The 22,364-nt window shown below is 64.0% G+C and carries 26 protein-coding genes; 12 read left to right on the forward strand and 14 right to left on the reverse strand.

What is annotated here, in order from left to right; all coding sequences use genetic code 11:
- Window positions 1-203: 203 nt before the first annotated feature.
- Entirely contained in the window at window positions 204-674 is a 471-nt protein-coding gene (gene ybgC, locus FJ419_RS14025) for a tol-pal system-associated acyl-CoA thioesterase (protein ID WP_140634409.1), read from the reverse strand.
- 131 nt (window positions 675-805) lie between these two features.
- On the opposite strand from ybgC, the gene FJ419_RS14030 reads away from it, so the two are divergent.
- On the forward strand, window positions 806-2,056 hold the full coding sequence (locus FJ419_RS14030) for a cellulase family glycosylhydrolase (RefSeq protein ID WP_140693429.1): 1,251 nt from the start codon (window positions 806-808) through the stop codon (window positions 2,054-2,056).
- A gap of 18 nt (window positions 2,057-2,074) precedes the next feature.
- On the opposite strand, the gene FJ419_RS14035 is transcribed toward FJ419_RS14030, so the two are convergent.
- The 10 genes from FJ419_RS14035 to FJ419_RS14080 form a co-directional block, all read right to left on the reverse strand.
- The gene (locus FJ419_RS14035) at window positions 2,075-2,977 is read right to left on the reverse strand and encodes a metallophosphoesterase (protein ID WP_140693432.1); all 903 of its coding nucleotides are present in this window, start codon (window positions 2,975-2,977) and stop codon (window positions 2,075-2,077) included.
- Window positions 2,978-3,110: 133 nt separating this feature from the next.
- Complete coding sequence (ruvB, locus tag FJ419_RS14040) at window positions 3,111-4,148, reverse strand: Holliday junction branch migration DNA helicase RuvB (protein WP_140545985.1); 1,038 nt, start codon at window positions 4,146-4,148, stop codon at window positions 3,111-3,113.
- Window positions 4,145-4,549 (reverse strand): type II toxin-antitoxin system VapC family toxin, encoded by a 405-nt coding sequence (locus FJ419_RS14045; protein ID WP_140693435.1) that lies wholly within the window; start codon window positions 4,547-4,549, stop codon window positions 4,145-4,147. The genes ruvB and FJ419_RS14045 overlap by 4 nt, the downstream gene beginning before the upstream one ends.
- Window positions 4,546-4,893: an AbrB/MazE/SpoVT family DNA-binding domain-containing protein gene (locus FJ419_RS14050; RefSeq protein WP_246679205.1), complete on the reverse strand. Its 348-nt coding sequence runs from the start codon at window positions 4,891-4,893 to the stop codon at window positions 4,546-4,548. The genes FJ419_RS14045 and FJ419_RS14050 overlap by 4 nt, the downstream gene beginning before the upstream one ends.
- A gap of 5 nt (window positions 4,894-4,898) precedes the next feature.
- Window positions 4,899-5,519, reverse strand: a complete 621-nt coding sequence (ruvA, locus tag FJ419_RS14055) for a Holliday junction branch migration protein RuvA (RefSeq protein WP_140693438.1) — start codon at window positions 5,517-5,519, stop codon at window positions 4,899-4,901.
- 12 nt (window positions 5,520-5,531) lie between these two features.
- The gene (locus FJ419_RS14060) at window positions 5,532-5,945 is read right to left on the reverse strand and encodes a type II toxin-antitoxin system VapC family toxin (protein WP_140634401.1); all 414 of its coding nucleotides are present in this window, start codon (window positions 5,943-5,945) and stop codon (window positions 5,532-5,534) included.
- 2 nt (window positions 5,946-5,947) lie between these two features.
- Window positions 5,948-6,199, reverse strand: coding sequence for an AbrB/MazE/SpoVT family DNA-binding domain-containing protein (locus tag FJ419_RS14065; RefSeq protein ID WP_140545982.1), 252 nt, complete (start codon window positions 6,197-6,199; stop codon window positions 5,948-5,950).
- A 61-nt stretch (window positions 6,200-6,260) separates the two neighbouring features.
- On the reverse strand, window positions 6,261-6,773 hold the full coding sequence (ruvC, locus tag FJ419_RS14070) for a crossover junction endodeoxyribonuclease RuvC (protein WP_140693441.1): 513 nt from the start codon (window positions 6,771-6,773) through the stop codon (window positions 6,261-6,263).
- A gap of 97 nt (window positions 6,774-6,870) precedes the next feature.
- Window positions 6,871-7,935, reverse strand: a complete 1,065-nt coding sequence (locus FJ419_RS14075) for a glycosyltransferase family 2 protein (RefSeq protein WP_140693444.1) — start codon at window positions 7,933-7,935, stop codon at window positions 6,871-6,873.
- A gap of 320 nt (window positions 7,936-8,255) precedes the next feature.
- Complete coding sequence (locus tag FJ419_RS14080; protein WP_095767267.1) at window positions 8,256-8,786, reverse strand: DUF1465 family protein; 531 nt, start codon at window positions 8,784-8,786, stop codon at window positions 8,256-8,258.
- A 553-nt stretch (window positions 8,787-9,339) separates the two neighbouring features.
- Here FJ419_RS14080 and FJ419_RS14085 point away from each other — a divergent pair.
- Window positions 9,340-9,891, forward strand: a complete 552-nt coding sequence (locus FJ419_RS14085; RefSeq protein WP_140693447.1) for a DUF2269 family protein — start codon at window positions 9,340-9,342, stop codon at window positions 9,889-9,891.
- A 146-nt stretch (window positions 9,892-10,037) separates the two neighbouring features.
- On the opposite strand, the gene FJ419_RS14090 is transcribed toward FJ419_RS14085, so the two are convergent.
- Window positions 10,038-10,808: a sulfite exporter TauE/SafE family protein gene (locus FJ419_RS14090; protein WP_140693680.1), complete on the reverse strand. Its 771-nt coding sequence runs from the start codon at window positions 10,806-10,808 to the stop codon at window positions 10,038-10,040.
- Window positions 10,809-11,038: 230 nt separating this feature from the next.
- Between FJ419_RS14090 and FJ419_RS14095 the strand changes: the two genes are divergently transcribed.
- Both FJ419_RS14095 and FJ419_RS14100 read left to right on the forward strand, forming a co-directional pair.
- The gene (locus FJ419_RS14095) at window positions 11,039-11,686 is read left to right on the forward strand and encodes a thiamine phosphate synthase (RefSeq protein ID WP_140693450.1); all 648 of its coding nucleotides are present in this window, start codon (window positions 11,039-11,041) and stop codon (window positions 11,684-11,686) included.
- 1 nt (window position 11,687) lies between these two features.
- Window positions 11,688-12,866, forward strand: a complete 1,179-nt coding sequence (locus FJ419_RS14100) for a tetratricopeptide repeat protein (protein ID WP_246679206.1) — start codon at window positions 11,688-11,690, stop codon at window positions 12,864-12,866.
- A gap of 89 nt (window positions 12,867-12,955) precedes the next feature.
- On the opposite strand, the gene FJ419_RS14105 is transcribed toward FJ419_RS14100, so the two are convergent.
- Window positions 12,956-13,972, reverse strand: a complete 1,017-nt coding sequence (locus FJ419_RS14105) for an NAD(P)-dependent alcohol dehydrogenase (RefSeq protein ID WP_140693453.1) — start codon at window positions 13,970-13,972, stop codon at window positions 12,956-12,958.
- Window positions 13,973-14,073: 101 nt separating this feature from the next.
- Between FJ419_RS14105 and FJ419_RS14110 the strand changes: the two genes are divergently transcribed.
- From FJ419_RS14110 to FJ419_RS14140, 7 genes are all read left to right on the forward strand, one after another.
- A complete protein-coding gene (locus FJ419_RS14110; protein ID WP_140693456.1) occupies window positions 14,074-14,940 on the forward strand; it encodes a LysR family transcriptional regulator in 867 nt (288 codons plus the stop codon).
- 118 nt (window positions 14,941-15,058) lie between these two features.
- Window positions 15,059-15,625: an elongation factor P gene (gene efp / locus FJ419_RS14115; protein WP_140545972.1), complete on the forward strand. Its 567-nt coding sequence runs from the start codon at window positions 15,059-15,061 to the stop codon at window positions 15,623-15,625.
- Between the two features lie 23 nt (window positions 15,626-15,648).
- A complete protein-coding gene (locus tag FJ419_RS14120) occupies window positions 15,649-16,449 on the forward strand; it encodes an inositol monophosphatase family protein (protein WP_140693459.1) in 801 nt (266 codons plus the stop codon).
- 211 nt (window positions 16,450-16,660) lie between these two features.
- Complete coding sequence (locus FJ419_RS14125; RefSeq protein ID WP_140693462.1) at window positions 16,661-17,353, forward strand: hemolysin III family protein; 693 nt, start codon at window positions 16,661-16,663, stop codon at window positions 17,351-17,353.
- A gap of 183 nt (window positions 17,354-17,536) precedes the next feature.
- Entirely contained in the window at window positions 17,537-18,559 is a 1,023-nt protein-coding gene (locus tag FJ419_RS14130; RefSeq protein WP_140634382.1) for a MotA/TolQ/ExbB proton channel family protein, read from the forward strand.
- A 1-nt stretch (window position 18,560) separates the two neighbouring features.
- Entirely contained in the window at window positions 18,561-19,589 is a 1,029-nt protein-coding gene (locus FJ419_RS14135) for a peptidoglycan -binding protein (RefSeq protein ID WP_140547078.1), read from the forward strand.
- 250 nt (window positions 19,590-19,839) lie between these two features.
- Window positions 19,840-20,268 (forward strand): hypothetical protein, encoded by a 429-nt coding sequence (locus tag FJ419_RS14140; protein ID WP_140693465.1) that lies wholly within the window; start codon window positions 19,840-19,842, stop codon window positions 20,266-20,268.
- 91 nt (window positions 20,269-20,359) lie between these two features.
- On the opposite strand, the gene FJ419_RS14145 is transcribed toward FJ419_RS14140, so the two are convergent.
- The gene (locus FJ419_RS14145; protein WP_140693468.1) at window positions 20,360-20,713 is read right to left on the reverse strand and encodes a DUF1304 domain-containing protein; all 354 of its coding nucleotides are present in this window, start codon (window positions 20,711-20,713) and stop codon (window positions 20,360-20,362) included.
- 144 nt (window positions 20,714-20,857) lie between these two features.
- Between FJ419_RS14145 and FJ419_RS14150 the strand changes: the two genes are divergently transcribed.
- Window positions 20,858-22,342, forward strand: coding sequence for a carboxypeptidase M32 (locus FJ419_RS14150; protein ID WP_140693471.1), 1,485 nt, complete (start codon window positions 20,858-20,860; stop codon window positions 22,340-22,342).
- Window positions 22,343-22,364: the final 22 nt, after the last annotated feature.

The raw sequence follows: 22,364 nt of genomic DNA on the forward strand, positions 1-22,364 counted from the left end.
GAATGCACCGTTTCGCGGCCTTTTCGAGGCAAATATTGGTGAAAGGAAGGCGCACGGATTGCGCCAATCTTCGCCAATTCCTTCATGAACCGTTATGGTTAAGGATGGGTTAGGGCGTCAGGCGCGGCGCATTGCCGCGCATGATCGCGGCCAGCCGGCTAGACGCGACGCAGGGCAAGGCGAGATTCAGGTCAGGCTGAATATCAGCTTGGCCGAGGCATGAAAGCCGCGATCCATTCCTTCGGGAAACGCTTTGGCCGGCCGCTTTCGCCGACGATCGCCGCTTCGACCTTGGCCTCGACCAGCACATCGCCGCCGCGCTTCAATTGCTGGCCCATGAAGATGCGGGCGCCGGAAATATCGTCGGTGCGCGTGTCGATGGTGAGGATATCGTCCATGCGCGCCGGCGAGCGGAAGTCGATCTCCATGCGCCGCACCACCCAGACGATGCGCTCGCCATGCTTGCCGTCCAGGAGTTCGGTGTGGTGGACGCCGGTCAGCCTCAGATAGTCGGAACGGCCGCGTTCGAGGAATTCCAGATAGCGCGCATGATAGACGACGCCGGAGAAATCGGTGTCGGCATAGTAGACCCTGGCCATCAACCGATGGCCGAAATCCGTCAGCGCGCCGGAAAGCCCGGCGCCGAGCGCCGCCGATTCACCATGATCGTCCATCGCGCTTTCCTTTTCAGGCCCGAACAGGCACCTAAAGCCCTCGGGCTTCAGGCATTTTTCTGTGCGTGTCATTGTCCCAAAAACCGCTGCACACCTTTGGGCGACACGCACTGTTTTCGCGCGGGAACGGGATGGCATTGTTGGGCACGATGATCAAGACCTTGATGGCGGCGCTGCTTGCGCTTGGCCCGTTGGCGTTGCCCGCCGCAGCGGCGACCTTCTCGATGAAGCGCGGCCTCAATCTCGACCAGTGGGTCACCTGGCCGGTCGAGGACAGATGGGGCGAGCGCCAGGCGATCCTGCCTTACCCGGAATGGCGCAAATTCCTCAAGGAGGACGACCTTAAGGCGCTCAAGGGCGCCGGCCTCGACTTCCTGCGCATGCCGGTCGATCCTTCGCCATTTCTTTCGGACCGCACCACGGCCCTTCGCGACGACCTCTATGCCAGCGTGCTGGACTCCGCGCGCATGATCAACCGTGCCGGCCTGAAGGTGATCGTCGACCTGCATCTGATCCCCGCCGGCCGCAACCGCAAGATCGGCATGAGCGAGGTGGTGCATGACCCGGCTGTCTTCGATGCCTATGCCGAGCTGGTGCGCAAGATGGCGCGGACGCTGGCAAAGGAGGACCCGAAGCTTGTCGCGCTGGAACTGATGAACGAGCCGCTGGTCGATTGCGACGAGAACGGCACCAACCTTTGGCCCGACCGCCAGAAGCAATTGTTCGCCGTCGCGCGCGCCTCCGCCACCAGGCTGACGCTGGTGCTGAGCGGCGGCTGCTATTCGAACGCGGAGTCGCTGGCCAGGATCGATCCCAAGGCGATCGCCGATGACAACATCATCTGGGCTTTCCACGCCTACGATCCGTTTCTTCTGACGCATCAGGGCGCAAGCTGGGCCGGCGACTTCATTCCCTATGTCACCGGCCTGTCCTACCCGTTGACGGCTGTGCCGAAGGCGCAACTGGACATGACGCTCGACACGATCCGCGACCGGATCAAGGCCGAGGCGCCTTGGGCGCGGCGGAGCGGCCTGCTCGCCTATCTCGACGAGCAGGTGGCGACGATGGACAGTCCTGAAAAGCTGCTTGGCGTGATGGATGCGCCGTTCGCGACGGTGGACGCCTGGGCGAAGGCCAACGGCGTCAAGCCGCAGGACATCACGCTCGGTGAATTCGGCATGATCCGCAAGGAATACGGCAACGGCTTCGTCATGCCGGCCGCATATCGCGCAGCCTATGTGCGCGACATGATCGCCCGCGCCGAGGCGCATGGCTTTTCCTGGTCGGTGTGGAGCTATGGCGGCGCCTTCGGCGTGGTCGACGCCTTCGATGGCGAGAAGGCCGAGCCGGACGTGATGAATATGATCAGGTCTCTGCGCTGACCTGAATATCGACACGCCTCAACCCAGATCGATCTGCAGGATCTCCGGCCGCACGCCGAGACGCACCGGCAGAATGCTGAAGCCCAGCCCGCCCGACACGATCAGATTGCGGTCATTCTCCACGACATGGCCGTAGGCGAAGCGATTGCCATAGTCCGAAGGCACGACCGGCGAATAGCCGAACAGCCGCACTTGTCCGCCATGTGTGTGGCCGGACAAGGTGAGCGATACCTGCAAGGGCACCTTCGGAAAGATGTCCGGTTCATGTGCAAGCAGGATGATCGGCTCGCTCCCCTGGATCTTGGCCAAGGTGCCCGGGAGATCGTCGAAACCCTGGAAACTGTCGCGTCCCTTGGCCTTGTTCGGCAGCAGCGCGAGTTGATCGGCTAGCCCGGCGATCCAGAAACCATGCCCGTCCTTTTCCAGCCGCACGACGTCGTTTTCCAGCACCGGGATGCCGACATGCTCGAGCGCCTTGCGCGCCTGGGTCGGGCCGGCTTCCGCTCGCTGGGCGAAGAAATCCGTCCACCAATCGTGATTGCCGAGGATCGACAGCACGCCGAGCGGCGCCTTCAGCCCCGACAAAGCCTCGGCCCACTCCTCCACCCGCACCCGGCCCGTCACCAGCTTTGTCCCGGCGGTATAGTCACCGAGCAGCACAATCAGATCGGGCTGCAGCGCGTTGGCCTGCTCGGCAAGCGCTGTGATCCGTTCCGGCGTCATCCAGGGCCGGCAGGAGTGGATATCGGCAAGCGCCACGACGCGCAGCTTGAGCCCGGCCGGCCAGTGCGGCGGCGTCAATGCGTAGCGCTTCACATGGGTGAGCAGCATCGGTTCGATGCCGACCGCATAGGCGCTGAGCGACACCATGGCGAAGGCCGAGCCGCTGACAAGGCGCAGGAAAGCGCGTCTGGTGATCAAAGGTCGCCCCAAGCCCTAGGATTGCGTCAGATAGCCTATCTTAAAGGATGCAATTGCGCCCTCAGTCGGGCCGAGCCGCACAGATTCTGCGCAGATCGGCCATTGCGCCACCGAAACGGCGAACAAATCTGCGTTACTCCTCCTGGAACAGGCTGATCTGCTGCTGGGCGATGTCCCTCGGCGGGTCGAGGCCGAGATGGCGCCAGGCGTTGGCGGTCAGCACGCGGCCGCGCGGCGTGCGCTGGATGAAGCCCTGCTGGATCAGGTAAGGCTCGATGATGTCCTCGATCGCGTCGCGCGGCTCGGAGAGCCCGGCCGCGATCGTCTCGATGCCCACCGGACCGCCGCCGAAATTGCGCGCGATCATCGATAGGTAGCGGCGATCGAGCGCGTCGAGGCCGAGCGCATCGACCTCCAGCCTGGTCAGCGCCTCGTCGGCGATCCTCCTGTCGACATGACCGTCCCCGGCGACCGAAGCAAAATCGCGCACCCGGCGCAGCAGCCTGCCGGCGATGCGCGGCGTGCCGCGCGCGCGGCGCGCAATCTCCACCGCCCCATCGTCGCCGAGCGGCATCGACAGGATGCGGGCGCCGCGCCGCACGATCTGCTCCAGCTCCTCGACCGTGTAGAAATTGAGCCGGACCGGGATGCCGAAACGGTCGCGCAACGGATTGGTCAGCAGGCCGAGCCTCGTCGTTGCCGCGACCAGCGTGAAACGGGCAAGGTCGATCTTGACCGAGCGCGCCGCCGGCCCCTCGCCGATGATCAGATCGAGCTGGAAATCCTCCATTGCCGGATAGAGGATTTCCTCGACCGCCGGGTTGAGGCGATGGATCTCGTCGATGAAGAGGACGTCGCGCTCCTCGAGATTGGTGAGCAGCGCCGCCAAATCGCCGGCCTTGGCGATGACCGGACCCGAGGTCGAACGGAAATTGACGCCGAGCTCGCGCGCCATGATCTGAGCCAGCGTCGTCTTGCCGAGTCCCGGCGGCCCGACGAACAGCACATGGTCGAGCGCCTCGCCACGGCTCTTGGCGGCGTCGACGAAGACCTTGAGATTGGCGCGCACCGCCGCCTGGCCGACGAATTCGTCGAGCGACTGCGGCCGCAAGGTCTGGTCGGCATCCTCACCGCGCTTGTCGGGGGCAATGAGGCGGGGCGAAAGGGTCATGCCAGCAGTTCCATCCCCAGAATTGTCCTGGCGGCACGCTGATCGAACGTAACCGTGTGCGAGCAACCCAAATTTCGATTGTGCTCCGCGATCAGCGCATCGGCAAAGTCCACCTGCGGTGAACTCGATCGTTCGAGCGCAACCACGATGGCATCGAAATCCTCAAAAGCCAATGTTTTGACCTTCAACAGCCGCTGGATTGCAGTCTGCACCTGCTCCTTGGGCATCCTGTAGCGCGAGAGCAATGACCAACTGAACTCGACCAGGACGATCAAACTCACAAAGCCGGGTTTTTCTTCGTTAAGACCCAGGCCGAACGCCAGCGCTCTTGCCCGTTGCTCTGCGTCATCGTTCAACACCATTCGAAGCAAAACATTTGTATCGATGCCGACGGATGTCACGCGCCGCCCTCTTGCCCGCTCTTAGGCTTGTCCCCAACTACATGTCGGCCGACGGCATCTCGCACTGCGGCGTCGATCTCTTCCAGCGAGGCTGGGCCACCAGGCGGATCGCCCAGAAATCCAGCAAGATCGGCAAAATCGAGATTGCGCGGTGTCCCGACCAGATAACCGTCCACGACCGTCCAGGCGATCATGTCGCCGGCCTTGAGTGACAATGCGTCCCGAACATCTTTTGGAATTGTAAGCTGGCCCTTCGACGTGAGACTGGCAATTGCGCCCATTCGCTTACTTTCGGAGAAATTTCTTACTGCCCGGATGATAGTCGGAATTTTCTTTTCCAGCAACTATTTCACCGCGCAAGTTCCTTCAGGCCGAAGCGGATCAGCTTGGACGCATCCGCGCCCTCGCCGGCCGATTTCAGCGCCGCGGCAACCGCGTTCGCGGCGATGTCGCGCGAATAGCCGAGATTGACAAGTGCCGAGACCGCATCCGTGATCGGCGCTGCGGCGACGCCTTCGCCAAGCTCCTGCTTGAGCCCGATCGTACCGCTGGCCGCGCCCGCGTAAGCCGGCGCCTTGGTGCGCAGTTCGGTGACGATCCGTTCCGCCACCTTCTTGCCGACGCCGGGCGCGCGGGAAACCATGGCGATGTCGCGCAACGCGATCGCGTTGGCGAGATCGGCCGGCGCCAGCGTCGACAGGATGGCCAGCGCCACCTTGGCGCCGACGCCCTGCACATTGTTCATCAAGAGGCGAAACCACTCGCGCTCCAGCCCGGTCTGAAAGCCATAGAGCCGGATCATGTCCTCGCGCACATAGGTCTCGATGAACAGCACCACCGCCTCGCCAGGCGAGGGCAGCGCGGCCAGCGTGCGCACCGAGCAATGGACGACGTAGCCGACGCCGTGCACGTCGACGACGCAGCTATCATCATCGATCTCGTCCAGCGTGCCTTTCAGCTTGCCGATCATGGATAAGCTCTCTTACGGGTGGGTGTCGGGCGCGATAAGCGTGACATCGGGAAAGTATTTTCTGAAACCTGTCGGATCGCGCGTAAGGATGGGATAGCCTCTGATGACGGCATGAGCACCGATCAAAAAATCGGGCATGACCCTCTCGCGCGGCCCTCCTTGCCGACGATAGAGCAAAAAGGCCCGCGACGCCGCGAAGGCAGCTTCGAATGGCAACCCCTCACGTCGGTATTCATCTTCGGACAACACATCGTCGACTTCTTCGATCGTCTCGTAGCGTATCGAGAACTCTGCATAGATGATCTGATTGATGACGAGGCTGCCGCGCTTGCGGGCAGCCTCTATTTTCGGCCGCGACCATTTCAGCCAGACAGGATCGCGGACCGCGACATCGATAAGCACATTGGTATCGACGAGCGTCGCCAAGATCAGCGATCCCTCGTCAGCGCCATGACGTCATCGGCATTCATCGTCTGATCGCCGCTCCCCTCCAGCCGATCAAGCGCTGCGAGAAAACTGGCAAGCCGTTCACGATCTGCCAGCCGTCCCTTGTCGTGCCGGGGCGTGATCGTGATCTTTCCGCCCTCAATGCCGAAAATGACTTCGCTGTTGGCGACAATGCCGAATGTCTCGCGCAGATCGCGAGGAATGGTCACTTGGCCCTTGCTGGTCACTCGCATTGAAATATCCTTTCTTACAAGTAAGGAATATTCCAACAGACGGAACAAGTCAAGAACAACACTACCCGGCCAGCGCGGCCATGCGATAGGCCGTGCTCGGGCGGTGATGCGCATGGCAGATGGCGATGGCCAAAGCGTCGGCGGCATCGTCGGTGTCGAAGACAGCCCTCGGCATCAGCACCTTCACCATCATGTGGATCTGCTTCTTCTCGCCGTGGCCGACGCCGATAACCGCCTTCTTGACGGCATTGGGAGCATACTCGGCCACCACCAGCCCGGCGCGCGCCGGCACCAGCATGGCGATGCCGCGCGCCTGGCCGAGCTTCAACGTCGCCGTCGCATCCTTGTTGACGAACGTCTGCTCGACCGCAGCCTCATGCGGCATGGTCTGGTGCAGCACCTCGGCCAAGCCGTCATGCAGCTGGCAGAGTCTTGTCGCCAGCGACTCCTTCTCGTCGGACCGCACCGTGCCGGATGCGATGAAGCGCAGCGAATTGCCCACGCTGTCGATAATACCCCAGCCGGTGCGCCTCAGGCCCGGATCGATGCCGATGATGCGAATCGCTTCCCCCATGCGCCAAGTCTAGCCGTGGCGGCAAGCGATGCCAGCAAAATGTGAACAAACCGGAAACAATTGCGATCTCAGCGATTCGCCGAAACGGTGAGACGCTCTAATTCGTCACGCGGCGGATGATTTTCGACAGCCGCGTGAGAAATGCCGGCCTGGACGATGCGACCAGCTTCCACGCCAGGACTGCATTGCCCATGCGCCGCGGCAGGATGCCGATGCAAAGGAACCAGGCCGCCAGCGCGGCCCGCCGTCGCCACGATGCGTTCATTTCCAGACTGGCGGCGGCGCCCGCTCTTGCCAGTCCCAGCCGGGAGTCGGTTGCGACCGGATGCTGGGGCTCGTCGACGCAGAGCGAGGCCAGCCGCTCTTCCAGATGCACCGGGTCGCGAAGGCCGGCATCCGGCGGCACGGTCAAGCCGATCTCGGCCGCCCGGCCGGACAAGGCTTCCAGACGCCGGAAGTCATGCTGCACGCGCCAACGTGCCCGCTCGGCAAGCTTTTCGGCAAAGATCGAATGATTGGAGCCGTGGATGCGGTAGGCGCCAAGGCAGGTGTCGATGGATTTCACCTCTCCGTGCAGCGGCGCGAGCGTTGCGAGATAGCCGTCGGCGCCTTGCCTGAAATCGCCTTCCGGCATCGGCATTATCGTTTCCAGCGCCTCGCGGTCGAACGCCAGCCCGCTTGTCACCGTCGTACGGTACCGCCCTTTGCGCAGCAATTCCGGCACGACGTCGCCTGAATCGAACGGCTGTTCCGGCGGTGGAAAGACATCCTTGATATGCTGGTCCTCATCAACGAGATGCAATCTGAATTGCGCTTGGGCGACATCCGCGTCCCACTCGTCCAACACCTCTGAGACGGCGTTCGGATAGAGATAGTCGTCGGCGTCGAGGAAAAGGACGATCTCTCCGGTGCTCGCCTCGAACCCGGTATTGAACGCAGCCGCATGCCCGCCATTCCTACGCCTCAGGCACGGGCGGATTTTGTCGCCATAGGACTCGATGACGGCCACCGACGCATCCGTCGATGCGTCGTCGACGACGACGACCTCGACATTTCGGTGGTCCTGCTCCAACGCGCTGTCGATGGCGCGTCCTAGGAACTGATCGTAGTTGTAGTTGGGGATGATGATCGATACCGGGATGCGGTCCAATGGCGAATGCACGGGATCAAGCCTCGCAATCTGCTTTGGTCACAGTGACGGTGATTTGTTGCAGAACCGGCTCGGGTCGACCCGGCTGCGGCGAACGGCTCCAACTAGGGGCCTATCGCTTCAAGGCAAGGGGTGATTTTTCTCGAAGGCCGGCACTGCCTTTAATGCGAGACGGCTAGCGCAATATCGAAGAGCGGTCGTGGTCGCAGGCGTTCGACCTGCGGTCAGGTCGCGGCTCGCCAAATCGCGGCTCGCCAAAAACACGGCTCGAACAACGGATGCCGGTTCCGGCTCCCGCGCGACTCTGCCGCGGCGTTGTTGCAAACGCGGTTTCAGCCGCGCGCGAACGCCGTGTTCAAAAGGCTGATCTGGTCGGAAACCGGATTGGCGCGCCGGCTGGGCGCATGCGTCTCGCTGATGACGCCGCCATAGATTTCCTCGTCCATGCGCCGCACCAGCGACTGCAGGCGCAGCGAGCGCGTCACGAGGTCGAGAAAATCCTTGGGCAGCTCGTTCCAGCCAAGCGCCTCGTCATGCGCGGACGCGGTGTCGAGACGCACCTTGGATTTCTCCGAAGCCACTTGGTCGCGCGTCATCTCGCCGGAATTCGCCGCCCGCTGCAAAAGCAGCCAGGAGGCGACCTGCATAAGCCTTGTGGTCAGCCGCATCGATTCGGCCGCATAGAGCGTCGCCGCCGTGCGCGACAATTTCTTGGCTTCGAGCCTGCCCTTGCCATCCAGATATTCGGCGGCCTGTTCGACTAGCCCCATGCCTTCCTGGTAAAGCGGCTTGAAGGATTGGGAGAAAACCCGGCGCTCCGCCAATTTGATGGTTTTCGCGCTGCCCTTCGAAGGCTCGTTCATCGATACGCCCCTGCACTGCCGCAAGCCGATTCGGCATCCTTGCCGACGCGGCCCGCACCCTAAATGACTGAGGCTTGAAAATGCGCTTCGATGCCAATGAAGGCAAGCGCATGTTTAACAAACGGTTAACGCCCGGCCGGTTCCGGCCATCCGCAAGCGGATGGCATCAGCCAGCCGGCAGCGGATAAAAAAAGAGCCGCGGATAAGGCGGCTCTCAGGAGTTTAACAGGGAGGCGTCAAACAAAGTGGCTCCAACCACTCGGTAAGAATCCAGCAAAACTGGATGCGCTTAGTAAACGCCCGTAAAGCTTAATGAACCCTTAACGCGGCGGCGATTTTTTAAGCGAACGCGCTTTCCTGTGCCGGAACAGGACAGCGGATTCGCCGCCCGGATCGTCCGAGCACCGGATTTCGGGCGCCGATCGTGACGGCGTAACATGTTTGCTGCTGCCGCGGCATCGTTCCGAAACACGCGCCACGCAAAAGGCCGCTCCACAAAGGCGGCGCGCAAATCCGCGCCGCTTGAAATCAGGCAGGACATCCGGAGCAAACCATGGATTGGTATTCGATCGTCAAATTCCTTCACGTCGTCTCGGCCGTTTTGTGGGTCGGCGGCGGCTTCGTGCTATTCCTGCTCGGCGTTCTGGCCGAGCGAGCCGGCAACATCGAGGACAAGCTGCTGGCTATACGCGCCAGCGGACAGCTCGGCGGCCGGTTCTTCGCGCCGATGTCGATGCTGACGCTGGTCTTTGGCCTCATCATGTGCGGCTTCTGGGTCGGCTTTGCCGACCTGTGGATCGTCATCGGCCTCGTCGGCTATGCCACGACCTTCTCGATCGGCATGCTGATCTTCAAGCCGACCGGCGAGCGCATGGGCGCCATGATCGCCGAGCAGGGCGTGACGCCGGCCGCCCTCTCCATCGGCCAGCGCATGATGAACTGGGCGCGCCTCGACTATGCGGTGATGCTGGTGATCATCGCCGACATGGTGCTGAAGCCCACTCTGCACGACGTCGGCATTCTTGCCGGCATGGCGATGGTGGTCGCGCTGGGCGCCGCGCTCGCCTTCGGCGGCAGCCGCCAGATGGTGCCGAGCGCCGCCTAGAGCAATTCCAGGAAAAGTGTGGGCGGTTTTCCGTCCGGAATTGCGTAAAAACAAATAGATAGGGCGTTTCGCCGTTTCCGTGAAACGGTGAAACGCACTGAGCGTCGCGATTGTTTGAGCGATGCGGCCGGGTGGCCGCATCGCTTTTACATCAAACCGGCAATGCCGTCCCACAGCAGCTTGACGGCGACCACCGCGACGGTGGCGTAGGTGAACGGATAGAAGATCTCCGGCCGCATGCGCCGCACCAGCCACGCGCCGGCGATGGTCGACAGCGGCGCCAGCGGCATCAGCACCGCCGAAGCGGTGAGATTGGTGGTGTCGAACTGGCCGAGCGCGAAATAGGGGATGAGCTTCAGCGCATTGGTGGCGGCAAAGAAGATTGCCGCCGTGCCCGACAGCACTTTCGGATCGAGCCGGATAGGCAGCGCATAGACCTGGAAGGGCGGGCCGCCGACATGGGCGACGAAGCTGGTGAAGCCGGCGACAGTGCCCCAGAAGGCGGCGGCAATGCGGTTCGGTTCCGCCACATGATCGGCGCCGTGACGGAACTGCAGGTAGATCCAGCGCAGCACGAACACCAACGCGACGGCACCGACGATCAGCCGCACCATCTCCTCGGTGACCAACGCCGCGGTCAGCCAGCCGAGCCCGATCCCGATGATGGCGCCGGGCATCATGTCGACAAGCATCCTGCGGTCGTAGACGCCCCACCAGGTCCACACTGAAACCACGTCCATCAGGCACAGAATCGGCAGCAGGATGGCGGCCGCTTGAACCGGCGGGATGGTCAGAGCCATCAACGGCACGCCGATGAAACCGACGGCGCCGCCGAAACCGCCTTTCGACAGGCCGACAAGGATCACCGCCGGAATGGCGGCAGCATAGAACCACGGGTCGCTGAGCAGGCCTGACATCGGCAAAGGGAAGGTTGGACAAGGCGGGAATTCAGCCATAGCGCAGAACGGCGCCGCCGGGATAGTCATTAATGCCAGCATCCGCTATTGCGGGCCCGATATCGACGTGCGTGGCGATGCTCGTCCGGTCCCCGTCCGCCGCATAGCCGACTGTTCAAGCCGCTCCCTTTGCTCTATGCCGCAATGCAACCATCTTCGCCCCGCATAGGCGAAACCGGGATCGAAGGCCAATGAACGAAGCAACTCCTCCCAACCGCTGCCGCATCGTGCTGATCGCGCCGCCGCTCGTGCCGGCGGAGCAAATCTGCGCGGCGTTCGACGGTGGCGACGTCGCCTCGTTGATCCTGCCCGACAACGGCATGGACGATGCCTCCTTCCAGGCCTTCGCCGAAAGGATAGTGCCGATCGCTCAAGGCGCCGGTGTCGCCGTCATTATTGCCGGCGACAGCCGCATCGCCGGCCGCGTCCAGGCCGACGGCATCCATGTCGAAGTGAAGCCCGCGGAACTCGCCGAGACGATCGAGCGCGTGGCCGGCAAGATGATGGTCGGCGCCGGCGGCGCCAAGACGCGCGACGAGGCGCTGGGGCTCGGCGAGGCGCGGCCCGACTATATGTTCTTCGGCCGTTTCGGCTATGACAACAAGCCGGAGCCGCACCACCGCAACCTCGCGCTGGGCGAATGGTGGGCGGAGATGATTTCGATCCCCTGCATCGTCATGGCCGGCTCCGAGCTTGCCTCCGTCGAGGCGGTGGCCGCGACCGGCGCCGAGTTCGTGGCGCTGTCCAGCGCCGTCTTTGCCGACGGACGTGACCCGCGCGCCGCGATCGCCGCCGCCAACGCGTTGCTCGATGAAACCGCGCCGCGTTTCGAGGACTGACATGCGCCTGCGTGGCCTTTGCCTGACGGTTCTGGCCGGCTTGTTTGCGCAGGCCGCGATGGCGGCCGAGACCGTCCCGCTGCCGCAGCCGCGGCCGCAGACGAGCGCATCGGACAAGAGCGCACCCGACGCAACCAAGCCGGATGCAAGCACGCCGGATAGTGGCATGCCGGAGACTGGCACGCCGGATGAGGGCAAACTGGACACAACCGCGCCGGACGCCGGCGCGCCGGATCCGAGCAGGTTCGGCACGGGCGCGCATATCGACAAGCCGATCCAAAACACCTTGCCGCAACCGGCGACTATGACGCCGCCATCGGCCGACGCCGTCAATCCCGACCGCTTCGGCGCCAAGCAGCCGGACGCCGCCTACGGCGCCTTCCAGCGCGGGCTTTACAAGACCGCCTACAATCTCGCCATGGAGCGCGCCAAGAACGGCGATCCGGCGGCTGAGACGCTCGTGGCCGAAATCCTGTCGCGCGGGCTGGGTGTGCCGCTCAATCCGGCCGAGGCCGCGAAATGGTATGCGCTGGCCGCCGAACAGGGCGTGCCGGAGGCTCAGTTCCAATATGCGCTGGCGCTGCTGGACGGCCGCTATGTGAAGAAGGACGAAAAGGCCGCTTTCGCGCTGATGCAGGCCGCGGCCGAGGCCGGCAACCGGCTTGCCCAGTTCAACTTCGCCCAGTTGCTCGTCCAGCAGGATCCCGGCGATGACGGCCTTGTGAAGGCCGCCGCCTATTACGAGCGCGCCGCCGCCACCGGACTTGCCGATGCGCAATATGCGCTGGCGCAGCTCTACGCCAATGGCGTCGGCGGCAAGCCGCATGACGACGCCCAGGCGCGTCTTCTCCTGGCGCAGGCCGCAAGACAGAACTACGACACCGCGCAGATCGACCTCGCCGCCTGGATGATCGAGGGGCGCGGCGGCGGGCGCGACCTGAAATCGGGCTTTGCCTGGATGAGACGGGCGGCGGAAGGCGGCAATGTCGCCGCCCAGAACCGTCTCGCCAAGCTCTATATGGGCGGCATCGGCACCGATCCGGACCTGATCCTTGCCGGCGCCTGGTACATCGTCGCCCGCCGCGCCGGGCTGATCGACCCGCAGATGGACGATTTCCTGCAGGGCCTCGACGACGAGCAGACCAAGCAGGCGCTGCAGAAGGCAAATCGCCTGCCGTAGGAGCAAATGCAGGAAAAGTGTCAGGCGGTCAGGTTCGGCGACTTCGCCGTGGCCTTCGGTCCGCAATTGCTCCAAAGGAGAAGACTTCGTCACTGCATGTGGTCGAGCACGACCTTGCCGAAGGGCGAGCCATGCTCGAGGTAGCGAAGCGCCGATGCGGCCTCATCCCAGGGAAACACCCTGTCGATCACCGGACGCAGGCCATTGACGGCAATCGCCCGGTTCATTGCCTCGAAGGACTGGCGTGACCCGACCGGAATGCCGCGCGCCGTGACCTGACGGCGGAAGATGTCGAGCGGATTGATCGATCCGTCGTTGCCGCCGAGATAGCCGATGACGTTTATCTGGCCGCAGCGGGCCGCCGCATTGAGCGACTGCACGAAACTGCGTGGACCGCCGACCTCGATGATGTGGTCCGCGCCGCGTCCGTCCGTCAGCCGCAGCACGGCTTCCGCCCATTCCGGATTGTCGCGATAATTCACGCCGTCATGCGCGCCGAGCTCTTTTGCCCGAGCAAGCTTTTCATCGCTGCTCGACGTGACGATAACGTGGGCCCCGGCGCTCTTCGCAAACTGCACGGCGAACAGCGAGACGCCGCCGGTGCCGAGAGTGAGCACCGTCTCGCCCGGCCTCAACTTGCCTTCGGTGAACAGCGCATGCCAGGCGGTCACGCCAGCGCAGGCCAGCGTTGCCGCTTCGACGTCGCTCAGATGGGCGGGCGCGAGCACCGCTGCCTGCTCATCGAGCAGCGCATATTCGCTGAGCATGCCGTCGATCGGCCCGCCACGCTGGTAAGACGCCTCGGCCATGGCGAAGCTGCCGGCTACCCAGCGTTGCCAGAACGTGCCGCAGACACGGTCGCCGATCTTGAATCGGCTGACCTCAGCGCCGACAGCCGCCACCTCGCCGACGCCGTCGGAAAGCAGCACCAAGGGCAGGGTGAACTTCGAATGATAGCTGCCGCGGGCAATTTCGACATCGCGGTAATTGAGCGCGCTCGCCTTGACCTTGACTAGGATTTCCTGGCGCCCCGGCGCCGGCGTCGGCCGTTCAACGAGCTTGAGGTTTTCGATGCCGCCCGGGGCCTGCAGTTCGATCGTGCGCATTTGTTTTCCTTCGACTGGAGTGTCGGCAGGAAAATCGCTTGCGCGGCAGCGGAATTCAAATTCATAATAATCAGAATGATTATGCATCTTGGACATGAACGATGATTGAGGAACTGCGCACCCTCGTCCTCTTCGCCGAGGAAGGTTCCATCCAGAAAGTCGCGCAGCGCCTGCCGCTGACGCAGCCTGCGGTGACCAGGCAGCTGCAGCGGCTGGAGGACTTGCTCGGCACGACGCTGCTCGACCGCCGGCAAAAACCACCGCGACTGACGTCGGCCGGATCCGAAGTGCTCTTGCGCGCCAGGAACATCCTTGCCTCGGTGGAGGCTCTGAAGTCTTTTGCAGCCGAGGCCGAACCGCGAGGCGTGCTGCGACTTGGCCTGGCGCATGGATTGTCCGACGCCAGCGTGGCCAACGTCATCGCCGGCGTCGCTGCGGCGTTTCCAAAAGTCTCGCTGCGTCTGCGGACCGCCTGGAGCGGGGAACTCAGCGATCAATTCGAGCGCGGCCAATTCGACATGGCGATCGTTCTGAGAGCCCCCGGCTATGAGGGTCCGGGCAAGCTTGGCATCGAGCGTCTCAGCGTCATCGCCCGGGCCGGCGGCACGCAGCGCCATCTCGAAGCCGGGTCGCCGATGCCCTGGGTGCTCAGCCCCGAACCTTGCGACGCCCGTCAAAGGCTGCTGTCGGTGATGGGGAGCGACGAACGGCGCCGGCTGGTCGTCTCGGCGGAAATTCAGGATCCCGCGATGCAGATGGAATGGGTTCGTCGCGGACACGGCCTCGGCCTGATGCCGTCGCGGTTGGCGGCGCGCGGAATTCCCGACGGCCTTGCCCTTGTCGACGCCGGCGATCTCGACCTTTCGATGCGGGTCGTGGCGCTCCGCTCCCCACATCTCAACCGCCTGGGAAAGGTAGCGGACGCCATCGCCCAGGCCGTCGGCGAGGCGATCGCGGTCACTGGTTGATACTGGCTCGCCGGGCGCGGCCGTTGCCTGCCTCCCTTGCTACTAAGTGCAATTTGTGGTCTTGGAGGCGCCAAAGCGCGAGCCGCGCCAGAAAAATCTCATTCCGGATCAGTTCATCATGGCCAAGATCAGTGGCAACGAAATCCGTCCCGGCTATGTCATCGAGCACGATGGCGGGCTTTGGGTGGCGGTCAAGACCAACACCGTCAAGCCGGGCAAGGGCGGCGCCTACAATCAGGTCGAGCTGAAGAACCTGATCAACGGCACCAAGCTCAACGAGCGCTTCCGCTCGGCCGAAACCGTCGAGCAGATCCGGCTCGACCTGAAGGATTTTTCGTTCCTCTACGAGCAGGGCGACGCGCTGGTCTTCATGGATACCGAAAGCTACGAGCAGCTCGAACTGGCGAAGGACTTCGTCGGCGAGCGCGCCGCCTTCCTGCAGGACGGCATGATGGTGACGGTGCAGCTTTACGAGGAGCGGCCGATCGGCATTTCGCTGCCCGACCAGGTGACGCTGGCCATCACCGAGGCCGACCCGGTGGTGCGGGGCCAGACGGCCGCCTCCTCCTACAAGCCGGCGGTGCTGGAGAACGGCGTCCGCGTGCTGGTGCCGCCCTTCATCTCGGCCGGCGAGCGCATCATCGTCGACACCAACGAAATCACCTACGTGCGCCGCGCGGATTAACGGCAAGAAAGCAGGAAGAAAAAATGGCGCGTTCCGCTCTCCTCAACGTCATGGTCCAGGCTGCCATGAAGGCCGGTCGCTCGTTGTCGCGCGACTTCGGCGAGGTGCAGAACCTGCAGGTCTCGATGAAAGGCCCGGGCGACTATGTCAGCCAGGCCGACCGCAAGGCCGAAGAGATCGTCTTCGCCGAGCTTTCCAAGGCGAGGCCGGGCTATGCCTTCCTGATGGAGGAGCGCGGCGCCGTCGAAGGCGAGGACGCTCAGCACCGCTGGATCGTCGACCCGCTCGACGGCACCACCAACTTCCTGCACGGCATCCCGGTCTTCTCGGTGTCGATCGCACTCGAGCGCCAGGGCCAGATCGTCGCCGGCGTCGTCTATAATCCGGCGATGGACGAGCTCTACACGGCCGAGCGCGGCGGCGGCGCCTTCATGAACGACCGGCGGTTGCGTGTTGCCGGCCGCTCTAAGCTGACCGACGCGGTGATCGGCTGCGGCGTTCCGCATCTCGGCCGCGGCCAGCACGGCAATTTCCTGATCGAGCTGCGCAACGTCATGGCCGAAGTCTCCGGCGTCCGCCGCCTCGGCTCCGCCGCGCTCGATCTCGCCTATGTCGCGGCCGGGCGCATGGACGGTTTCTGGGAAACCGGCCTGTCGTCCTGGGATATCGCCGCCGGCATTCTTCTGGTGCGCGAAGCCGGCGGCTTCGTCTCCGACATGGATGGCGGACAGGGCATGCTGGACAGCGGCGAGGTGGTCGCCGGCAACGAACTCATCCAGCGCGCGCTGCTGAAAACCGTCAAGAAGCCATTGGCCGCTCGCTGACCAATGCATGTCGTCCAGAAGTGTGCAGCGGTTCTGGGACAACGACATGCATCAAAACAAAGATTTAAAGCGCGTCGCCTCAATCCGGTCCAGCGCGACGCGCTTAAGGCGTTCTTTGCGTCGAAAGGACGCGCTGCTTTAGTCGCAAAACCGCAACCGAAGCTTGAAATACTGGTCCGCGACTGCCCAGATTAGGGTTGCAGGATCATTCATGAACGACGCGCATCCAGATACACAGCTTGAAATCCCCTTTGTCGGGCGCTGGCACTATTCGCGCGCCGAAATGATCGCCGACGGCATCGTCCACGCAGTGGGCATCGTTCTGGCGATCGCCGCCGGCTCGACTTTCCTGGCCCTGGCCGCCTTCCACTCGGGCCCCGGCGAATATGTCGCCGCAGTGTTCTATGTGGTGTCGCTGCTCACCGTGCTCTCGGTTTCGCTGGCCTATAATCTGTGGCCGGTCTCATGGCCGGCGAAATGGATCCTGCGCCGCTTCGATCATGCCGCGATCTATCTCCTGATCGCCGCCACCTACACGCCCTTCCTCGCCCAGCTCGACAACTCGCCGCTGGCGCTGCCCATGATCGTCATCGTGTGGAGCGCGGCGGCGGCCGGCATCGCCATCAAGATGTTCCTGCCCGGCCGGTACGACCGGCTGGCGATCGTCTTCTATCTCGCCATCGGCTGGAGCGGCGTCGTGCTCGCCGGACCGCTGGTCGAGACGCTGCCGACGACCGCGGTCGCGCTGCTTGTCGCCGGCGGCATCGTCTATTCCTGCGGCGTCGTCTTCTTCGCCTGGAAGGGCCTGCGCTTTCACAATGCCGTCTGGCACGGCTTCGTCGTCACCGGCGCCGGTCTCCATCTGGCCGCCATGGTCGACTGCCTCGTCGTCAACCGGTTCTAGCCCTGGAGCAATTTCGGGAAAGTGCGTAGCGGCTAAGTCCGGGGCCTCGGCCGTGGCGTTCCGTTCGGAATTGCGCCAAAACAAGCAAGTGCCGGCGATATTGCCAAGCGCCATTCAATTTGGTCACAATTCCGTTTAGAGTCGCGGCAATTCTGCGGCGGTGGCATCGGAAACGGGGCACGGATGGCTTTTCTCAGATCCTTCGGCAGGCGATCGGACGTCCTGGTCTATGATCCGCACAAGCTGTCGAGCCCGCAGGTCTTCCTGCTCACCATGGTGATCTTCCTGATCATCGTCGCTTTCATCGCCGCCATCCTCACCCGCCAGATCTCGACCGCCTTCTCCAGCAATCCGGGCCTCAACGGACTGATCGTCGGCGTGCTGGCGGTCGGCATCCTGCTTGCCTTCGCCCAGGTCGGGCGGCTGTTTCGCGAGGTGCGCTGGGTCAATTCCTTCCGTGCCGGCTCTGAAACCACCGAGCCGGTGCTTTTGTCGCCGATGAAGGCGATGATCGGCCGCTCGTCGACGATCGCTTTTTCGACCTCCTCGATGCGCACGATGCTGGATTCCATCGCCACCCGCCTCGACGAGAGCCGCGACACCTCGCGCTATCTGGTCGGCCTGCTTGTGTTCCTCGGCCTGCTCGGCACCTTCTGGGGCCTGCTCAACACCATCGCCTCGATCCGCGAGACGATCGAGGCGTTGGACCCAGGCACCGGCGATGCCGCCGCCGTGCTCGATGCGCTCAAGCAAGGCCTGTCGGCGCCGCTCGCCGGCATGGGCACCGCGTTCTCGTCCTCGCTGTTCGGCCTTTCCGGCTCCCTGGTGCTCGGCTTCCTCGACCTGCAGGCCGGCCGCGCCCAGACCCGCTTCTACACCGAGCTCGAGAACTGGCTGTCTTCGGTCACCGATCTGTCGTCGGACATCGTCGTGTCTGAGACGTCTAAAACAGCCGAATCCTCCGAGGACATCCGGCTCTTGTCGGAGCGGTTGCGCAGCCTGCAGGAGAATGGCGGCGGCTCCAATCCGCGCGTCGCCACCGCGATGGCCAATCTTGCCGACGGCATCTCGGGGCTGGTGAAGAACATGCGCTCCGAGCAGCAGATCATGCGCGACTGGGTCGAAGCCCAGTCCGACGAGCAGAAGGCCATGCGCAACACGCTGGAAAAGATCGCCGACGCGCTGAAGAAGCAAGGGGTCCACTGACGTGGCGCTGGCAAGACGGCGCGCCGACCGCCGCATCGACTATTGGCCGGGCTTCGTCGACGCTTTGTCGACGCTGCTGCTGGCGATCATGTTCCTGCTCACCGTCTTCGTGCTGGCGCAGTTCCTGCTCAGCCGCGAGATCTCCGGCAAGGACACGGTTCTCAACCGGCTCAACTCGCAGATCAACGAGCTGACCCAGTTGCTCGCGCTCGAGCGCTCGAATTCGCAGGACAAGGAAGACTCGCTCGCCAATCTGCAGGCCTCGCTGTCGGCGGCGGAAGCGGAAAAGAGCCGGCTCCAGCAATTGCTGGAACAAGGCGCCGGCGCCGGCGATGCCGCCAACCAGCGCGCCACCGCATTGTCCGGCGAGCTCAGCAACCAGCGCCAGATCAGCCAGCAGGCGCTGAGCCAGGTCGAGATCCTCAACCAGCAGATCGCGGCGCTGCGCAAGCAGATCGGCGCGCTGGAAGACGCGCTCAACGTCTCCGAGCAGCGCGACCGCGACTCCAACACCAAGATCGCCGATCTCGGCCGGCGCCTGAACGTCGCGCTGGCGCAGCGCGTGCAGGAACTCAACCGCTATCGTTCCGACTTCTTCGGCCGGCTGCGCGAGATCCTCGCCGACCGCGAGAACATCCGCATCGTCGGCGACCGCTTCGTCTTCCAGTCGGAGGTGCTGTTCCCGACCGGCTCCGACGTGATCAACGACGCCGGCAAGGTCGAGATGAAGAAGCTCGCCGACGCCATCATCGAATTGCAGAAGGAAATCCCGCCCGAGATCAGCTGGGTACTGCGCGTCGACGGCCATACCGACAACAAGCCGCTGTCCGGCACCGGCCGCTATCGCGACAACTGGGAGCTGTCGACCGCGCGCGCCACCTCGGTGGTGAAGTTCCTGATCGAGAACGGCGTGCCGGCCAACCGGTTGGTGGCCGCCGGCTTCGGCGAGTTCCAGCCGCTCGACCCTGCCGACACCGACGAGGCGCGCAGCAAGAACCGCCGCATTGAACTGAAGCTCACCGAACGGTGAGCTATCATCACGCCAAGTCACGGGGAGTTGTTTGTCGGCTGAATACTTAGAGCGCCAAGTCGCCGCGACAAGCGCCGAAAACATTATCTTTTTTTAATTACACATCGCAAATCGACGCACCTAACTTGCCGCGCAGGGCCGGGGTCCGCCGGCGATGCCTCGCATCGCGACGCGACGGAACCGGACGGCCCGAAAGGTCGGAAGACGAAGCGGCGCGGCCGCTCCCTTCCTGGTAGGAGGATGCGCCGCCATGCGCGTTTCAACATCTCTCAAGACAGCAACCCTCGCTGCGGTTCTGATCGCGGCTCCGCTCGCCGGCGCCTATGCGGCCGGGCATCACAGGGGCGGCGCCCTGGACACACCCGATCCGACCGCTATGACCGGACCACGCGTGACGAGCCTGATCGAGCAGATCCAGGGCGTGAACCAGGGCATCACCGACGCCCGCGAAGCGAACAGCATCTCGGCCTCGGAAGCGCAGCACCTGCATACGCGTGCGGCGCATATCAGTCAGGCCGCGCAACATGTCGCGGCTTCGGATCACGGCAGGATACCGTCCGCGCAATATCATGACCTGCTGCGCAGGCTCGACAATGTCGACCAGAGACTGATGAACGACACCGGCAGCAGCTTCATGATGGGCGACGGTTCCGACGGCGGGAATTACCCGAACGGCTAGAGCATTTGCTCCGATCGCAGAGGAAGGGACGACCTGGCGCCCGCGGGACCTGGCCCCGAGGGCGCCCTTTTTCGATCGCGCCGTGCTTCGATTACAGGCCGAGCCAAAGCGCGACGATGGCGAGCACCGCCGGCGCCGTCTGGATGAACAGGATCTTGCGGCTGACGGTCGCCGCGCCGTAGAGGCCGGCAATGGCGACGCAGAGCAGGAAGAACATCTTGATCTGGAACCCGCCGGCGCCGAGATAGAGGCCCCAGATCAGGCCCGCGGCGAGAAAGCCGTTATAGAGACCTTGGTTGGCGGCAAGCACCTTCGAGGCGCTGGCGAATTCCGGCGCCAGTCCGAACGCCTTGCGGCCGCGCGGCGTGTCCCACAACACCATCTCAAGATAGACGATATAGCAGTGGATCAGCGCCACCAGCCCGACCAGGATATTGCCGACCATTGTCCCCTCCGTCCTTCGGACAAGCATTGACCACACGCCGACGCCGCCGCGCAAGATAGGCTGACCCTCGACTCGCCAGCCAGGGTTGCCAAGCTTCGCGCGTTGGTATCTTTTCGCGCCAGCCCCTTGCAGCCGGAACCCGCCATGTCCTTCCACAAACTCGACCAACTCGGCCACAAGCTCGAAGCGCTGGAGCATGCCTTGGCCATCCTCGGCGCCGACGAAGCGACGCATATGGCGGTCGGCGGCGGCGAGAAGCGCGCCGAGGCGATGTCCTCGCTTGCCGGCATGCTGCACCGCCAGGCCACAGCGCCCGAGATCGGCGACTGGATTTCGGCGGCCGAAGCCGAGCCGCTCGGCGAAGAGCAGCAGGCGGCGGTGCGGGAACTGCGCCGCCAATACACCAACCTCACCTGCCTGCCGGTCGAGTTCGTCGAGCGCCAGACGGTGGCGCGCATGCGCTCCGAGCAGCTCTGGCGCGACCTGCGCGCCAAGAACGACTGGGCCGGCTTCCTGCCGGCGCTGGAAGGCGTCGTGACCCTGGTGCGCGAGGAAGCGGCGCTGCGCGCCGACGCCCTCGGCCTAGCTCCCTATGACGCGCTGATGGAACAGTACGATCCCGGCAACCGCGCCGCCGACATCACACCGGTGTTTGCCGAGCTGAAGACCTTCCTGCGCGACTTCCTGCCGCACGCGCTGGCCGTGCAGGATGCGCGGCTGGCAAAGCATCCGCGAAAGCCGCTCTCCGGCAGCTATGCCGTCGAGCGCCAGCGCGAGCTCGGCCTTGCCATGATGGCTGCCGTCGGCTTCGACCTCACCCACGGCTCGCTGTCGGTATCGCATCATCCCTTCTGCGGCGGCGTGCCGACCGACGTGCGCATCACCACCCGCTATAAGACCTTCGACTTCCTGTCGGCGCTGATGGGCGTGCTGCACGAGACCGGCCACGCCCTCTACGAGCAGAACCTGCCGAAAGCCTGGTCGCACTGGCCGCTCGGCAAAGCACGCGGCATGGCCGTGCATGAGAGCCAGAGCCTGTTTGTCGAAAAGCAGATCGGCCGTAACCCGGCCTTCTGGCGCTGGGCGCTGCCGGTGGTCGAGAAACATCTCGGCGAAGCCTGGTCGATCGACGACATCCTGCCGCATGTCCACCATGTCGAGCGCGGCCTGATCCGCGTCGACGCCGACGAAGTCACCTATCCGCTGCATGTCATCCTGCGCTACGAGCTCGAGCAGGAGCTCGTGTCCGGCCGGCTGGAGGTCGCCGACCTGCCCGAGGCCTGGGACGCGAAGATGCGCGATTATCTCGGGCTTTCGACCATCGACAATCCGGCCGACGGCCCGATGCAGGACGTGCACTGGCCGGGCGCCGCCTTCGGCTATTTCCCCTCCTATACGCTGGGCGCCATGATGGCCGCGCAGCAATGGGCGGCTCTGACCAGGGAGCATCCGTCCGCCGACCAGGACCTCGCCAAGGGCGATTTCAACGCCATCAATGAGTGGCGTCGCGCAAAGATCTGGTCGCAAGGCTCGCGCTGGTCAACGCCGGACCTGCTCGAGCGCGCCACCGGCGAGAAGCTCAACGCCGCTTACTTCACCGAGCACTTGAGCAGGCGCTACGGCAACTGACCCGCGGGTCGAAACCAGCTGG

The organism is Mesorhizobium sp. B2-6-2, from assembly GCF_006440615.1.
In the GTDB taxonomy this organism is placed as follows: Bacteria; Pseudomonadota; Alphaproteobacteria; order Rhizobiales; family Rhizobiaceae; genus Mesorhizobium.

Bases quoted from the DNA above. Each gene is read 5' to 3' on its own strand.
- ybgC (WP_140634409.1), bottom strand. From the start codon at position 674: ATGGACGATCATGGTGAATCGGCGGCGCTCGGCGCCGGGCTTTCCGGC.
- FJ419_RS14030 (WP_140693429.1), top strand. From the start codon at position 806: ATGGCATTGTTGGGCACGATGATCAAGACCTTGATGGCGGCGCTGCTT.
- ruvB (WP_140545985.1), bottom strand. From the start codon at position 4,148: ATGACCCTTTCGCCCCGCCTCATTGCCCCCGACAAGCGCGGTGAGGAT.
- ruvA (WP_140693438.1), bottom strand. From the start codon at position 5,519: ATGATCGGCAAGCTGAAAGGCACGCTGGACGAGATCGATGATGATAGC.
- FJ419_RS14065 (WP_140545982.1), bottom strand. From the start codon at position 6,199: ATGCGAGTGACCAGCAAGGGCCAAGTGACCATTCCTCGCGATCTGCGC.
- ruvC (WP_140693441.1), bottom strand. From the start codon at position 6,773: ATGGGGGAAGCGATTCGCATCATCGGCATCGATCCGGGCCTGAGGCGC.
- FJ419_RS14080 (WP_095767267.1), bottom strand. From the start codon at position 8,786: ATGAACGAGCCTTCGAAGGGCAGCGCGAAAACCATCAAATTGGCGGAG.
- FJ419_RS14085 (WP_140693447.1), top strand. From the start codon at position 9,340: ATGGATTGGTATTCGATCGTCAAATTCCTTCACGTCGTCTCGGCCGTT.
- FJ419_RS14090 (WP_140693680.1), bottom strand. From the start codon at position 10,808: ATGTCAGGCCTGCTCAGCGACCCGTGGTTCTATGCTGCCGCCATTCCG.
- FJ419_RS14095 (WP_140693450.1), top strand. From the start codon at position 11,039: ATGAACGAAGCAACTCCTCCCAACCGCTGCCGCATCGTGCTGATCGCG.
- FJ419_RS14100 (WP_246679206.1), top strand. From the start codon at position 11,688: ATGCGCCTGCGTGGCCTTTGCCTGACGGTTCTGGCCGGCTTGTTTGCG.
- FJ419_RS14105 (WP_140693453.1), bottom strand. From the start codon at position 13,972: ATGCGCACGATCGAACTGCAGGCCCCGGGCGGCATCGAAAACCTCAAG.
- FJ419_RS14110 (WP_140693456.1), top strand. From the start codon at position 14,074: ATGATTGAGGAACTGCGCACCCTCGTCCTCTTCGCCGAGGAAGGTTCC.
- efp (WP_140545972.1), top strand. From the start codon at position 15,059: ATGGCCAAGATCAGTGGCAACGAAATCCGTCCCGGCTATGTCATCGAG.
- FJ419_RS14120 (WP_140693459.1), top strand. From the start codon at position 15,649: ATGGCGCGTTCCGCTCTCCTCAACGTCATGGTCCAGGCTGCCATGAAG.
- FJ419_RS14125 (WP_140693462.1), top strand. From the start codon at position 16,661: ATGAACGACGCGCATCCAGATACACAGCTTGAAATCCCCTTTGTCGGG.
- FJ419_RS14130 (WP_140634382.1), top strand. From the start codon at position 17,537: ATGGCTTTTCTCAGATCCTTCGGCAGGCGATCGGACGTCCTGGTCTAT.
- FJ419_RS14140 (WP_140693465.1), top strand. From the start codon at position 19,840: ATGCGCGTTTCAACATCTCTCAAGACAGCAACCCTCGCTGCGGTTCTG.
- FJ419_RS14145 (WP_140693468.1), bottom strand. From the start codon at position 20,713: ATGGTCGGCAATATCCTGGTCGGGCTGGTGGCGCTGATCCACTGCTAT.
- FJ419_RS14150 (WP_140693471.1), top strand. From the start codon at position 20,858: ATGTCCTTCCACAAACTCGACCAACTCGGCCACAAGCTCGAAGCGCTG.